The following is a 13,701-nucleotide window of genomic DNA, read 5'->3' as shown; positions in this document are numbered from 1 at the left end:
ACCAAACAAAGGAAACTTTAATGACAGATCGCAAGCACGCGCTGGTCGTCCGCGGCGGCTGGGACGGCCACCAGCCCTACGAGGCCACCGAGCTCTTCATTCCCTACCTCAAGGACAACGGCTATGACGTCCGGGTAGAGGAATCGCCCAAGGTCTACGCCGACGCCGAATACATGGCCGGGGTGGACCTGATCATGCAGTGCATGACCATGAGCACCATCGAAAAGGACGAATTCGCCGGACTGCGGACGGCCGTGGAAAACGGCACCGGCCTGGCCGGCTGGCACGGTGGCATCGCCGACTCCTACCGGAACACCTCCGACTACCTGCACCTGATCGGCGGCCAGTTCGCCTGCCACCCCGGCAAGCACCCGGACGAGTGCATCGGCGAACAGTCGGACAACTACGTTCCGTACACCGTCAACATGCTGCCCGCCGCGGCGGAGCACCCCATTACCAAGGGCATCAAGGACTTCGACCTGGTCACCGAGCAGTACTGGGTCCTCGCCGATGACTACATCGATGTCCTGGCCACCACCACCCAGAAAGTCCGCGAGTGGGATCCCTGGCACCGCGAAGTGACCTCCCCGGCCATCTGGACCCGCCAGTGGGGCAAGGGACGCATCTTCGTCTGCACTCCCGGCCACCGCGTCGAAATCCTCCAGGACCAGAACGTACGCACCATCATCGAAAGGGGCCTGCTGTGGGCAAGCCGTTGAACGTCGGAATCATTGGCTGCGGAGCCATCATCGCCCAGTACCTCACCAATTTCCGGCGGCTGGACCAGGTCAACCTGGTGGCCGTGGCGGACCTGGATCCGGCACGTGCCCGGGCCGTAGCGGATGATTACGACGGCGTCCGCGCCCTCTCGGTCGAAGAACTGCTCGCCGCTGACGATATCGACCTGGTTCTGAACCTGACCATCCCCGCCGCGCACGCCGACGTGGCACTGAAGGCGATCGCGGCCGGCAAGAACGTCTACGGCGAAAAGCCGCTGGCGGCCACGACTGAAGAGGCACGCCAGGTGCTGGACGCGGCACGCCAGGCAGGCGTCGTCGTCGGCTGTGCCCCTGACACCGTGCTGGGCACCGGAATCCAGACCGCCCGCAAAGCCATCGACGACGGGCTCATCGGCGCCCCCATCTCGGCATCGGCCACCATGGTGACCCCCGGCCATGAACGCTGGCACCCCAACCCGGACTTCTACTACCAGCCCGGTGGCGGCCCCCTCCTGGATATGGGCCCCTACTACGTCACCGCCCTTGTGACATTGCTGGGTCCCGTGGTGTCGGTACTGGGCGCGGCCAGCCATACCCGCAACGAGCGGACCATCGGCTCCGGGCCGCGGCAGGGCGAAAAAGTGCCGGTTACCATCGACTCCCACGTCACGGGCATCCTGGTCCACGCCTCCGGGGCGCTTTCCACGCTGTTCATGAGCTTCGACGCCGTGAAGTCCAAGTCGCCGAACATCGAGATCCACGGCGAACGCGGATCCCTGGTGGTGCCCGACCCCAACCACTTCGACGGCGACGTCCAGCTGTTCTCCCTGGGCGCCGAGGACTGGGAAACCCTGCCTGTCTCGGCGGGATACGTGGATGCCGGCCGCGGGTTTGGCATCGCCGATCTCGCTTCCACCCCCCGGGGCAAGGAACCCCGGGCAGGCGGAGCCCTTGCCTACCACGCGCTGGAGGTCATGGAATCTGTCCTCAAGGCCGCGCACAGCGGCATGACCGTAAGCATCCAGAGCACTGTTGAGCGGCCGGAAAGCGTGGCACTCACCGTCCTCGCCGAACAGGCAGACGCCCTCCAGGCGAAGTAGCCCTCTCCGGAACCGGAACCGCGCCGCCCGCCGCAGTGGAGCTAGTGCAGCTCATCGCTGCGGGCGGCGCGGTTCCTTCCCAGTGACTTGGCCCTGTACAGGGCCGCATCCGCTGCGGCGATGAGGCGGTCCACGTCGGAGGTCCCGCCGTCGTAGGTCGAAATGCCGTAACTGGCGGTGGGCATCTCCATGCCGTCCGGCGCTTCGGCGCCTGCCAGCCGCCTGCTGATTTCCTCGGCAATCGTCTCTGCCCGTTCGGCGTTGGCCCCGGGGACCAGGATCACGAATTCTTCCCCGCCATACCTGCCGGCCAGGTCGGTGGAGCGGACCGTGGCAACGCAGGCGTCAGCGAAGGCCTGCAGCGCCAGGTCGCCTGCGGCGTGGCCGTGGGTATCGTTGACCACCTTGAAATGGTCAAGGTCGGCCAGGATCAGCGCGCCGGAGCCACCGGTGATGGTGCGGTCGGCCAACTGTTCCGCAGCCAGGTCCAGGAAGGCCTTGCGGTTCAGGAGTCCGGTGAGGTCGTCCCGGGTGGCAACCACCCGCAGGGCGCGGGTCTGCTGTTCGGTGCTCAACCCGGCCATGCTGAAGGACACCACCACCAGCAGCACCATGGTCACCATGGTGGTGACGGCGGATCCAAAAACGGTAACGAAAATGGCCCCGTCCGGGCCCTCCACCAGGAACGCCAGCCAACGGAAGAAGTAATAAGCGGACAGCCCGCCCGCGGCCACTGCCATGGGAATCCGCACCCGCGAGTAGCCCGGCTCGAGCCGCCACAGCTCACGCGACGCCAGTCCGATGGTCAGGCTCATGGCGGCGAGGAACACCGGACCGCCGGACCAGGTGTTGGTGGCGGGATGGTCCAGCAGGGACGCCACCAGGGTGGCAAGCGGAATACCCGTGAAGGCCCACCGGGGCCGGGGCACCGTGCGCAGCGAGCGGGCGCCCGCCCACACGGCAACTCCGCCATGCACCAGCAGCGTGTTACCCACCGGGTTGGCCCACCACTGGTGCGGCGTGCCGTCCAGCAGGAAGCAGGCGGAGCCGGAAAGGAAGAAGAGCAGGGCGCCGCACCACCAGGCGCTGTAGGGCGAGCGGGTTACCCGGTAGGCGGAAAAGTAGAAGAGAACCACCAGCACCAGGGCCATCAGGCCAAACGCGATGCGCAGGGTTGCCGTATCCAGAACCATGTGCCAGAAGTCCCCCCAGAAGCCCGAATGCTGCCCACGCCAGTATCGCACCCGCCCATATGGCGCAAAGCATCCCTACCCCGGATGGGCACCCGTCAAACTCGCCTAGGGTGGGAGGTTAACCATCCGGACAACGTAAGGCCGCCAATGCTCCTCCTCTTCGGGTTCAAGACCGTGTTCAAGGCGCTGCCGGGCAGGACAGCAACCTGCCCGCACTGCGGCGCTTTCATCCACCACCTCCTTGAAGAACAAGCCACGAAATTCACCCTGTTCTTCATTCCGCTGCTCACGGTGTCCCGGAAGTTCCGGATTACCTGCACTAACTGTGGCTACGTTTCGTCCATCAGCGGGCGTCAGAAGCGGGCCTTGGAGCTGCGCCGGTAGGAGGCAGCGGGAACTTCGCCGGTGCCAGCGGAGTTGAACCACATATGGACGACCCTCCTTCACACATGCCCTGGCCCCTCTGCCAACTGACCGGACCACCGGCCACCACAGGAGAGGGGCGCTCCAATGTATGAATGGATCATGTTGGGCATCGGCCTGGTCCTGACCGTCGGCACCGGCTTCTTCGTCGCCTCGGAGTTCGCCCTGGTGAACCTGGACCGGCACGATCTCGAAGCACGCCAGGCCCGCGGCGAGAAGCGCCTGGGCCCCACCATCAAGGCCCTTCGCATCACCTCCACCCACCTCTCGGGTGCCCAGCTGGGCATCACGCTGACCACGCTCCTCACGGGCTACACCTTTGAACCGGCCATCAGCCGCATGCTCAGCGGCCCGCTGCAGTCCGTCGGCGTCCCCCAAGCCCTGGTGCCCGCCGTCGGCTCCGTTGCCGGCATCTTCCTGGCCACGGTCTTCTCCATGGTGGTGGGCGAGCTGGTGCCCAAGAACTTCGCCCTGGCCCTGCCGCTGGCCACCGCCAAGGTGGTAGTCCCCTTCCAGGCACTCTTCACGGCCGTGTTCAAGCCCGTGATCCTGCTCTTCAACAACACCGCCAACAAGATCATCCGCGGGTTCGGCATCGAGCCCAAGGAGGAGCTTTCCGGCGCCCGCAGCGCAGAGGAGCTAAGCTCCCTGGTGCGCCGCTCCGCCGTCGAAGGCGTCCTGGACCTGGACCATGCCACCCTGCTGCGCCGCACCCTCCGGTTCTCCGAGTACAGCGCCGCGGACGTCATGACACCCCGCGTCAGGATGGCCGCCGTCGGCCTGTCCGACACCGCAGAGGACATCGTTTCCCTTGCCACGGCCACCGGCTACTCCCGGTTTCCCGTGATCGGGCGGGACCGGGATGACGTCCTGGGCCTCCTGCACGTGAAGCAGGCGTTCGCCGTCGCCCTGGAGCATCGGGCGGACACCACCGCGGCGGAGCTCATGATCGAGCCCCTGCGGATCCCGGAATCCATGGGCGTAGACACCCTCCTGGGCCTGCTGCGGCGCCAGGGCCTCCAGGTGGCCATCGTTTCCGACGAGCATGGCGGGACCGCCGGGATCGTCACCCTGGAGGACTTGGTGGAAGAGATCGTTGGCGAGCTGGAGGACGAGCACGACCGGGCGCGCGCGGGCGTTGTCCGCGTGGGCCGGTCCGTCACGTTCGATGCCGCGCTGCGGCCGGACGAGCTGCTGGACCGCACCGGAATCGAAGTGCCGGACGGGGACGAGTACGACACCGTGGGCGGGTTCGTCACGGACCGGCTGGACCGCCTGCCCGAGCTGGGCGACGAGGTGGAGGTCGACGGCGGCACCCTCCGCGTGGAGCGCGTGGCAGGCATGCACGTGGAGCGGCTGCGCTTCACCCCCGCCGCGTCCGGCGAACCACCCCGGAGCCCGCACGACCGGATCATCGACGGCCTGACCAGGGAGCTGACCCATGAGTGAATACCTTCCCGGCATCATTTGGCTGGCAGTGCTCCTGGTGGTCAACGGCTTCTTCGTGGGCGCAGAATTCGCCGTCATTTCCGCCCGCCGCTCCCAGATCGAGCCAAGGGCCGAGGCCGGCAGCAAAGCGGCAAAAACCACGCTGTGGGCCATGGAACACGCCACGCTCATGTTGGCCACCAGCCAGCTGGGCATCACAGTCTGCTCGTTGGTCATCCTGAACGTCTCCGAACCGGCGATCCACCACCTGCTGGAGATCCCGCTGGGCCTGACGTCCTTGTCCTATGAGGCGATCAGCATCATCGCGTTCATCGTGGCGCTGCTGCTGGTGACCTTCCTGCACGTGGTGGTGGGTGAAATGGTGCCCAAGAACATCTCCTTTTCGGTCCCCACCCGTGCAGCCCTCCTGCTCGCCCCGCCGTTGGTCATGGTGGCCAAGGTGTTCAAGCCGGTGATCTGGACCCTGAACGGGATTGCCAACTCCGTCCTGCGGCTGTTCGGGGTTGAGCCCAAGGACGAGGCCACCAGTGCGTACACGCTGGATGAGGTGGCCACCATCGTGGAGCAGTCCACCCGGGACGGCATGCTGACAGACACCACGGGCACCCTGACCAACGCGTTCGAATTCACCGCCAAGACGGTTGCGGACGTCCAGGTGCCCATGGCCGACATGGTGCTGCTGCCCGAATCCGCCACGCCCGCCGACATCCAGCAGGCCGTGGCAGGGCACGGCTACTCCCGCTACATCCTGACCAACAGTGCCGGCGAGCCGGACGGCTACCTTCACCTCAAAGACGTCATGGACCTCACCGCGGCGGAGAAGTTCCACCGGCCGGTTCCGGCCAAGCGGGTCCGGCGCCTGGCGTCGGCATTTGCGGGTGCCGACCTTGAGGATGCATTGGCGTCGATGCGGCGGACGGGCGCCCACGTGGCCCGGGTGTTCGACTCAGACGGCAGGACCACCGGGATGCTCTTCCTCGAGGACATCATCGAGGAACTGGTGGGCGAGGTGCAGGACGCCACCAGCGCGTAGTCTGCTTCCTGGGATTGGGTGCGGTTTCCTTCGGGGGCCGCACCCTTTTTGCGCCCGCACCCTAGCGCCCGACGGCGGCGGGAACTAAGGTGGGATCGGTTCTCCCCTGCCGTCCCCGGCAGGAGGACGAAAACCCGCACGAGGGAAGGGAGGTGGTTTTGATGACTGCTGTTGCCGCGCGCCCGGAGCGCCCCGCACCCACCCCATCACCCATCCTCCCGGCTGCCCACGATTGACCGACGGCACCTGCCCGCCATAGCACCGCGGCACCGGGGACCCTCGCAAGGAAACCAACGTGCACAATTCTTCAGGCAACGCCCTGGACAACACCCCCAGTACCACCCAACCAACCCGCACGCTAGCCGCGTACGGCTACACCCCTGCCGTCGCCCGCCACTTCGACCATCACCCCTGCCCGGGCGCCACGGGACGCGGACGGGTGGTCCGCGTGGACCGAACCCTGCTGCTGGTTGCAGTCGACGACGGACTGCTCCACCTGCCCTATCCGCTGTCCGGCGAGCCGGCGGTCACCGGCGACTGGGTCTGGACCGGTCCCAACCGCGCCGGAGGGTGCCAGATCCTGGCAGTCCTCCCCCGGCGTTCCGAGCTCACCCGCAAGCGCGCGTTCGAGGACTCCTCCGAGGAACAGGTCCTCGCCGCCAACATGGACACCGTGGGGGTCGTAGTTCCCGTGGACCGGCCGCTCACCCACAACAGGCTTGAACGAACCCTCGTTGCCGCCTGGGACTCCGGCGCCACCCCGCTGGTGATCATCACCAAGGCGGACCTGGCCCAAGTGGCTGACGACGTCGTCGGGAAAGTCATCCTGCAGGCGGCGGGCGTCGACGTTGTGACCACGTCGGCCGAAAACGGCGACGGGGTCGACGAACTGATGTCCCGCATCCCGCCCGGCGGCACCATCGTGCTCCTGGGACCGTCAGGCGCCGGCAAGTCCACCCTGATCAACGCGCTCGTGGGCCGGAAGGTGCAGCAGACCGCGGAGGTGCGGGCCGGTGACTTCAAAGGCAAGCACACCACCACCTCCCGCGAGCTGGTGCCGCTGTCCAACGGCACCGTGCTGATGGACACTCCCGGGGTGCGCGGCTTCGGGCTGTTCGACGCCGGGGAAGGCCTGGGCGGGATGTTCGGCGATGTGGAGGAACTGGCCGCCGGCTGCCGGTTCTCAGACTGCGCGCACGGGAACGAGCCGGGCTGTGCGGTCCGTGAGGCGATCGACAGCGGTAACCTTCCCGAGCGCCGCTGGAACTCCTATCTGAAGATGCAACGGGAGCTTGCAGCGCTGGCACGGCGGTCCGACGTCGCGGCCCAGCGCGCGTACCACCGCGAGTGGCACCAGAAGGTGGTGGCGGCGGGAAAGTCGCAGCGCTGGGCGGAGCGGGAGGCCACTGAGCGCGGCAACCGGAGCGAAGGGAAGGACCGGAAGCGGAAGCGGTAGGAATGCCGTATTCCGTGTCGGGGGTGGGGAGTAGGGTTCGGTCATGGACATCATCCTGGTACCCGGTTTTTGGTTGGACGCCTCATCGTGGGAGGGAGTGGCACCGGCCCTGGAAGCGGCAGGGCACCACCCCCACCCCCTCACCCTTCCCGGCAAGGAGTCGGCGGACGCCAGCCGCGCGGGCATCAACCTGCAGGACCACATCGATGCGGTGGTGGAGGTGATGGACGGCCTGCCCGGCAAGGTGGTCCTGGTGGGGCATTCCGGCGGCGGAGCCATCATCCATGGAGCCGTGGACGCCAGGCCGGACAAGGTGGAGCGCGCCATCTACGTGGACAGCGGCCCCCTGGGCGAAGGCGGCGTGATCAATGACGAGTTGCGGGTTGTCGGGGACGATGTGCCCTTGCCTCCCTGGGAGGATTTTGACGACGCCGACCTGGTGGACCTCGACGACGGGCTGCGGCAGGCACTCCGGGCGCGGGCAGTACCGGAGCCCCGCGGCGTGGCCCGCGGCAGGCAACAGCTGCACGATGAGCGGCGTTACAACGTGCCCGTCACCGTGATCACCTGCGAGTTCCCGTCCGCCATGCTCCAGGAATGGGTCGCCGCCGGCAATCCTTTCGTTGCAGAGCTGGCCAGGATCCGGGACGTGGAGTACATCGACCTGCCCACCGGGCACTGGCCGCAGTTCACCAAACCTGGCCAACTGGCCAAGGCCATCCTGGCGGCTGTGGACGGAACGGAGGCGGATGAAGCCTGAAACACTCTTGCGTGCGGCCTTAGCCGTCCCCATAATAAATGAATGGCATTCATTTATTCGACCACCGTCACGGGCAACGCCGCCCCTGGCCACGCGGTAATCGGCACCGCAACCCACATGCCCGCAGAGTGGGAACCGCACCAGCGCACCTGGATGGCCTTCCCGCCGCCCAACGACACCTTCGGCCCGCTGGGAAGCTCCACCCTTGACCAGGCGCGGGCCGCGTGGACCAGGGTGGCGCGCACCATCGCCCGCTACGAACCCGTCACCGTCATCGCCGATCCCCGGGACGCCACCGCCGCCAGGGAATGGCTTGGCAGTGGCATCGACGTGCTGGAGGTGCCGATCGACGACGCCTGGCTGCGGGACAGCGGCCCCACGTTCGTCCACGCGGCCGACGGGTCGCTGGCCGCGGTCGACTGGACCTTCAACGGCTGGGGCGCCCAGGACTGGGCCGCCTGGGGCAAGGACCAGGAGGTGGCCCGGACGGTCGCGGCAAGCGCAGACGTGCCCGTCCGGGCGTCCGCCCTGGTGAATGAGGGCGGCGGCTTCCACGTGGACGGTGCAGGAACCGTGCTGCTGACCGAAACAGTCCAGCTTGACCCCGGACGCAACCCCGGCGCCACCAAGGAATCTGTCGAGGCAGAAGTCCACGCGGCCCTGGGCACCACCAAGGCCATCTGGCTGCCGCGCGGGCTCACCCGGGACTACGACGAATTCGGAACCCGCGGCCACGTAGACATCGTGGCCGCTTTTGCCGGGCCGCGCACCATCCTGCTGCACCGCCAGGACGACCCCGCGCACCCGGACCACGCGGTCTACCTCCAACTGAAGACGGTCCTCGCCGGACAACTGGACGCCCAGGGCCGGCCGCTGCGCATCATCGACGTCCCCGCACCCACCACGCTCAAGGATGAGGAGGGCTGGGTGGACTGGTCCTACATCAACCATTACGTGGCCAACAACGTGGTGGTGCTCTGCAGCTTTGGCGATCCGAACGACGCCATTGCGGCAGGCATCCTGGAACGGGCCTATCCCGAGCGCAACGTGGAACTGGTGGACGCCCGGGACATCTTTGCCTTCGGCGGCGGCATCCACTGCATTACCCAGCAGCAGCCAGCCCCGCGGGAAGGCGATGCGGCATGAAACTGGCAGAGCACATGCGGCAGCCGGTGGCAGCGGAAACGTTCGACGTGGTGGAAGCCAGTATTAGCCAACTCCGGGCTGCCCTGGAGGGCGGTGACGTGACCAGCGAGGAACTGGTCCGTCTGTATCTTGAGCGAATCGAGAAGTATGACTCAACGGGCATATGCCTGAATGCACTGGTCGTCATGAACCCTTACGCCATTGCCGAGGCGCAGGCGTCCGACCGTCGCCGCGCTGCCGGGTTCACACTTGGCCCGCTCGACGGCATCCCCTACACGGCAAAGGACAGCTACCAGGTTAAAGGCCTTACCGTGGCTGCGGGGTCGCCGGCCTTCAAGGACCTGGGGGCGCAGCAGGACGCATTTACCATCGAGCGCCTAAAGGCCGGCGGGGCAGTCCTGATAGGACTGACCAACATGCCGCCCATGGCCAACGGAGGTATGCAACGCGGAGTATATGGACGGGCGGAAAGTCCCTACAACGCCCGCTTCCTCACGGCGGCGTTCGCCTCGGGATCGTCCAACGGGTCAGGAACCGCCACCGCGGCCAGCTTCGCTGCCTTTGGCCTGGCGGAGGAAACCTGGTCCTCGGGGCGCGCGCCGGCGTCGAACAATGCCCTCTGCGCCTACACGCCGTCGCGCGGCGTCATCTCCGTCCGAGGCAACTGGCCGCTGGTCCCCACCATGGACGTGGTGGTTCCGCACACCCGGACCGTGGCGGACCTGCTGGAAGTCCTGGACGCCGTGGTGGCGGACGACACCCAAACGCGCGGTGACTTCTGGCGCACCCAGCCCTGGATCCAGGTGCCCAAGGCATCCGCCGTCCGCCCGCCGTCGTACCTTGAGCTGGCTGTCCCGGACGCAACCGCCGCCGCAGCCGTCCTTGCGGGCAAACGTCTGGGTGTCCCCCGGATGTACATCAACGCCGACCCAGAGGCCGGAACGGCGCAGGCCCCGGGCATTGGCGGCCCCACCGGCCAACGGATCGAGACGCGCGCGTCCATCCTGGACCTGTGGGCTGCGGCCCGCCGCGACCTGGAAGCCGCCGGCGCCGAGGTGGTGGAGGTGGACTTCCCGGTGGTGTCCAACTACGAAGGCGATCGGCCCGGCGCGCCCACCATCGCCACCCGTGGCCTGGTGTCCCCCGAGTATCTCCGACGTGAAATCGTCGACCTCTCCGCTTGGGCCTGGAATGACTTCCTGGCCGCCAACGGCGACCCCCAGCTAAGCACGCTTGCCGACGTCGACGGTTCAATGATCTTCCCCGCTCCCCAGGGCGCTCTGCCGGACCGCTATGACGGGTTCGATGACGACATCGCGGACTATCCTGCCTGGATCCGGGAGCACGGCGTCCCTGCCCTCACTGACATCCCGCAGCTGCCCGAAGGCCTGGCGGGACTCGAGGAAACCCGCCGGGTGGACCTGGAGCAGTGGATGGACCAGCTGGGACTGGACGCCGTCCTGTTCCCGGCGGCCGCCGATGTCGCCCCGGCAGACGCCGACACCAACGAACGCTCGGCGGACATCGCCTGGCGCAACGGCGTGTGGGTGGCCAACGGGAACCTGGTCCCGCGGCACCTGGGGATTCCCACGGTGACCGTTCCCATGGGCCTCGCCGCGGACATCGCGATGCCGGTGGGACTCACCATCGCGGGCAAGGCCTACGACGACAACGCGCTGCTCCGGTTGGCAGCGGCGTTCGAAGCCACAGGCCGACGCCGTGTACCACCGCCCCGCACTATGCCGCGAGGAGCTGTAGAAAGCCCCTGACCCAGCAAGCCGCATGGGTAGTCTGGAGGCATGGCACCGCCCCTTGCCACCCCGGCTGCCCTGCGGCCTGACTGCTCGCAATGCTTTGCCCTGTGCTGCACCGCGTTCGGCTTCACCCGCTCGGCGGACTTCGCTATCGATAAGCCGCCGGCCCGCCCGTGCCCCAACCTGGCCGCGGACTTTTCCTGCACCATCCATGACAGGCTCAGGCCGCGCGGTTTTGCCGGCTGCACGGTGTTCGACTGCTTTGGCGCCGGGCAGGCCGTCAGCCAGCGGCTGTTCCACGGCACCAGCTGGCGGGACAACCCGGGTTCGGCGCCGGACATGTTCGCCGCGTTCAGGGTCATGCGCCAGCTGCATGAAATGCTGTGGCACCTGGCGCAGGCGGAGGCGGTTGCGTACAGCCCGGACGCCGCCGACGAGGTCCGCCTTCTCCAGGTGAAAGTCCGGGAGGTGGCTGAAGGCAACCTGGGGAAGGTCTTTACTGCCGACGTCGGGAGCCTCCATCTGCAGGTGGGTGAAGCATTGCGCTGGGTCAGCGAGGAGGTCCGCGCGGGGTATTTCTCCGATGGGCCGCAACGCCACGGCCTGGCACCGGGCGCGGACCTGGCAGGAGCAAACCTGAGCGGGTCGGCCCTGTGCGGCGCCGATCTTCGCGGCTCATACCTGATCGGTGCCGACCTCCGCGGTGCAGACCTGACGGCGGTGGACTTCCTGGGCGCAGACCTGCGCGATGCAAGGCTCGACGACGCCGACCTCAGTCATTCCCTCTTCCTCACCCAGGCACAAATCACCGCAGCCCGCGGCAACCTGTCCACGGCTGCCCCCAGGGCTTGAGGTGCCCGCACATTGGATTCCATCACCGCCACGCCCGGCCTCCAGCCCGCCGGGTTCGGCCCACCCAGCGGAAGCGCCTTGACAGTCCCGATTGTTAGCGCTGACAGTGGGAGGAAACCGACGCCAACCGAAAGCCACTTGATGAAGAACTGGGCAGGAAACCTCGAATACTCCTCCGCGGATGTCCGGCGGCCGGAATCTGTAGCGGAGCTGGCCTCCATCGTGGTTGATTCGCCGCGCGTCAAGGCCCTGGGGTCCCGGCACTCGTTTAACCGGGTGGGCGACACGGGCGGCGTCCACGTGCTCCTCGATGCCCTTCCCCAGCAGGTCGAAATGGATTCCGCCCGTGGCACGGTGCGCGTCAGCGGCGGAGTGAGTTACGGGGCACTCTGCCGGACCCTCGAGAAATACGGCGTTGCCATCCATAACCTCGCCTCGTTGCCGCACATCTCGGTGGCAGGCGCCGTGCAGACCGGAACGCACGGCTCCGGGGTCAACAACCCTTCGCTTGCCGGTGCCGTGGAATCCATCGACCTGGTCCGCGCCTCCGGCGAGCAGGTCACGCTGACCAAGGCGGACGGGGACGAGTTCCTGGCCAGCGTCGTGGGCATCGGGGCCCTGGGCATTGTCACCGGCCTGGACCTTGCGGTGCGCCCGAGTTTCCGGATGCGGCAGCGCGTCCTTGAGGACCTGCCCTGGGACAACGCCCTTGCCGACTTCAAAGCCATCGTCTCTGCGGCCTACAGCGTGAGCCTTTTTACCGACTACGCCGGTAACACCGTCAACCAGGTCTGGCTCAAAGCCCTTGATGAGGAGCCCGCGCTTCCCAGCCTGTTCGGGGCAACCGCCGCCCTGCGTCCGCGGCACCCCCTGCCGGACATGTCCGCGGAAAACTGCACGGCACAGCTGGACGAACCGGGATTGTGGCTGGACCGGCTGCCGCACTTCCGGCACGAATTCACTCCCAGCAACGGCGATGAACTCCAAAGCGAGTTCATTCTTCCCCTGGAGCACGCCCCCGCTGCCCTCCAGGCAGTCCGCGGGATGGCCGGACAGCTTTCACCCCTGCTTTTCGTCTCGGAAGTGCGCACCGGGGCCGCCGACGAGTTCTGGCTCAGCCCGTTCTACCGTCAGCAGAGCGTGGCGCTGCACTTCACCTGGAAGCCGATGCAGCCGGAGGTTGAGGCATTCCTTCCGGTCCTGGAGGAGGCCCTGCGCCCCTTTGGCGCCCGCCCGCACTGGGGCAAGCTGTTCACCCCCGGCGGGCACGACTGGGAAAAGCTGTACCCGCGCTTCGCCGACTTCCGTTCCTTCGCCGCAGGTCACGATCCTGAGGGCAAGTTCCGGAACGGGCTGCTGGACAGCATTCTGGGTGTCCCGGCCCACCGCTAGCCGCAGCCGCTCCCGGAAGCTTCGGCCGGCCGGAGCGGAGACGTCCGCCGGTACGCTGGAGCCATGACCTTTCGTACCGCCACCACCCGCGCCGCTGCCCTGTCCACCGTATTGATGCTGCTGACCGGTTGCGGCGCTGTCGGGGAAGCGGCGGGCACCGCGGCCAGCGATGCCGCGTCCAAGGTCGCCTCCAGTGCCGCCCAGGAAATCAACCGGCAAATATGCGCCGTAGTGGAAGACGGCCTGGTCAGCCCTTCAGACCGGCAGGCATTGGCCGGCTTGGTCTCGGCAGCACGGACGGCAGGGGTCCCGGCGGAAATCACGACGCCGCTGGGCAAGATCGCCGAGGCCGGGGACCAGGTGCCGGAAGACTCCGTCCGGGCATTGCAGGACGCCTGCCACGCCTGAGCAGGAAGCCCCACCG

Annotated in this window: 13 protein-coding genes; 12 read left to right on the top strand and 1 reads right to left on the bottom strand. The window is 67.3% G+C overall.

The window, feature by feature from the left end; translation table 11 throughout:
- Positions 1 to 20 precede the first annotated feature (20 nt).
- Together LFT46_RS00305 and LFT46_RS00300 are read left to right on the top strand one after the other, a co-directional pair.
- The gene (locus LFT46_RS00305; protein ID WP_236800438.1) at positions 21 to 719 is read left to right on the top strand and encodes a ThuA domain-containing protein; all 699 of its coding nucleotides are present in this window, start codon (positions 21 to 23) and stop codon (positions 717 to 719) included.
- Positions 704 to 1,819 (top strand): Gfo/Idh/MocA family protein, encoded by a 1,116-nt coding sequence (locus LFT46_RS00300; protein WP_236800437.1) that lies wholly within the window; start codon positions 704 to 706, stop codon positions 1,817 to 1,819. The genes LFT46_RS00305 and LFT46_RS00300 overlap by 16 nt, the downstream gene beginning before the upstream one ends.
- A 41-nt stretch (positions 1,820 to 1,860) precedes the next feature.
- Here LFT46_RS00300 and LFT46_RS00295 read toward each other — a convergent pair whose 3' ends face one another.
- Positions 1,861 to 3,012: a GGDEF domain-containing protein gene (locus LFT46_RS00295; protein WP_236800435.1), complete on the bottom strand. Its 1,152-nt coding sequence runs from the start codon at positions 3,010 to 3,012 to the stop codon at positions 1,861 to 1,863.
- 147 nt (positions 3,013 to 3,159) lie between these two features.
- On the opposite strand from LFT46_RS00295, the gene LFT46_RS00290 reads away from it, so the two are divergent.
- The 10 genes from LFT46_RS00290 (at position 3,160) to LFT46_RS00245 (ending at position 13,685) form a co-directional block, all read left to right on the top strand.
- Entirely contained in the window at positions 3,160 to 3,396 is a 237-nt protein-coding gene (locus tag LFT46_RS00290) for a zinc-ribbon domain-containing protein (RefSeq protein WP_236800434.1), read from the top strand.
- 126 nt (positions 3,397 to 3,522) lie between these two features.
- Positions 3,523 to 4,884 (top strand): hemolysin family protein, encoded by a 1,362-nt coding sequence (locus LFT46_RS00285; RefSeq protein WP_236800433.1) that lies wholly within the window; start codon positions 3,523 to 3,525, stop codon positions 4,882 to 4,884.
- Positions 4,877 to 5,917, top strand: coding sequence for a hemolysin family protein (locus LFT46_RS00280; protein ID WP_236800432.1), 1,041 nt, complete (start codon positions 4,877 to 4,879; stop codon positions 5,915 to 5,917). Before LFT46_RS00285 ends, LFT46_RS00280 begins: the two co-directional genes overlap by 8 nt.
- Positions 5,918 to 6,212: 295 nt before the next feature.
- Positions 6,213 to 7,373, top strand: a complete 1,161-nt coding sequence (gene rsgA / locus LFT46_RS00275; protein ID WP_373462137.1) for a ribosome small subunit-dependent GTPase A — start codon at positions 6,213 to 6,215, stop codon at positions 7,371 to 7,373.
- Between the two features lie 43 nt (positions 7,374 to 7,416).
- The gene (locus LFT46_RS00270; protein WP_236800431.1) at positions 7,417 to 8,133 is read left to right on the top strand and encodes an alpha/beta fold hydrolase; all 717 of its coding nucleotides are present in this window, start codon (positions 7,417 to 7,419) and stop codon (positions 8,131 to 8,133) included.
- 42 nt (positions 8,134 to 8,175) lie between these two features.
- Complete coding sequence (locus tag LFT46_RS00265) at positions 8,176 to 9,279, top strand: agmatine deiminase family protein (RefSeq protein WP_236800430.1); 1,104 nt, start codon at positions 8,176 to 8,178, stop codon at positions 9,277 to 9,279.
- Positions 9,276 to 11,048, top strand: a complete 1,773-nt coding sequence (locus tag LFT46_RS00260; RefSeq protein WP_236820896.1) for an amidase — start codon at positions 9,276 to 9,278, stop codon at positions 11,046 to 11,048. The genes LFT46_RS00265 and LFT46_RS00260 overlap by 4 nt, the downstream gene beginning before the upstream one ends.
- Before the next feature lie 30 nt (positions 11,049 to 11,078).
- On the top strand, positions 11,079 to 11,885 hold the full coding sequence (locus LFT46_RS00255; RefSeq protein WP_336885539.1) for a pentapeptide repeat-containing protein: 807 nt from the start codon (positions 11,079 to 11,081) through the stop codon (positions 11,883 to 11,885).
- A 141-nt stretch (positions 11,886 to 12,026) separates the two neighbouring features.
- Positions 12,027 to 13,277, top strand: coding sequence for a D-arabinono-1,4-lactone oxidase (locus LFT46_RS00250; protein ID WP_236800427.1), 1,251 nt, complete (start codon positions 12,027 to 12,029; stop codon positions 13,275 to 13,277).
- Between the two features lie 63 nt (positions 13,278 to 13,340).
- Entirely contained in the window at positions 13,341 to 13,685 is a 345-nt protein-coding gene (locus LFT46_RS00245; protein WP_236800426.1) for a hypothetical protein, read from the top strand.
- The last annotated feature ends 16 nt before the right edge of the window (positions 13,686 to 13,701 follow it).

Source organism: Arthrobacter sp. FW306-07-I, from assembly GCF_021800405.1.
Classification (GTDB): domain Bacteria; phylum Actinomycetota; class Actinomycetes; order Actinomycetales; family Micrococcaceae; genus Arthrobacter.
Note: the sequence above shows the minus strand (reverse complement) of the source record. Positions and strands in the feature narration are given on the sequence as shown.

Coding starts and splice junctions, on each gene's coding strand:
- LFT46_RS00305 (WP_236800438.1), top strand. CDS start 21: ATGACAGATCGCAAGCACGCGCTGGTCGTCCGCGGCGGCTGGGACGGC.
- LFT46_RS00295 (WP_236800435.1), bottom strand. CDS start 3,012: ATGGTTCTGGATACGGCAACCCTGCGCATCGCGTTTGGCCTGATGGCC.
- LFT46_RS00290 (WP_236800434.1), top strand. CDS start 3,160: ATGCTCCTCCTCTTCGGGTTCAAGACCGTGTTCAAGGCGCTGCCGGGC.
- LFT46_RS00285 (WP_236800433.1), top strand. CDS start 3,523: ATGTATGAATGGATCATGTTGGGCATCGGCCTGGTCCTGACCGTCGGC.
- LFT46_RS00280 (WP_236800432.1), top strand. CDS start 4,877: ATGAGTGAATACCTTCCCGGCATCATTTGGCTGGCAGTGCTCCTGGTG.
- LFT46_RS00270 (WP_236800431.1), top strand. CDS start 7,417: ATGGACATCATCCTGGTACCCGGTTTTTGGTTGGACGCCTCATCGTGG.
- LFT46_RS00265 (WP_236800430.1), top strand. CDS start 8,176: ATGGCATTCATTTATTCGACCACCGTCACGGGCAACGCCGCCCCTGGC.
- LFT46_RS00260 (WP_236820896.1), top strand. CDS start 9,276: ATGAAACTGGCAGAGCACATGCGGCAGCCGGTGGCAGCGGAAACGTTC.
- LFT46_RS00255 (WP_336885539.1), top strand. CDS start 11,079: ATGGCACCGCCCCTTGCCACCCCGGCTGCCCTGCGGCCTGACTGCTCG.
- LFT46_RS00250 (WP_236800427.1), top strand. CDS start 12,027: ATGAAGAACTGGGCAGGAAACCTCGAATACTCCTCCGCGGATGTCCGG.
- LFT46_RS00245 (WP_236800426.1), top strand. CDS start 13,341: ATGACCTTTCGTACCGCCACCACCCGCGCCGCTGCCCTGTCCACCGTA.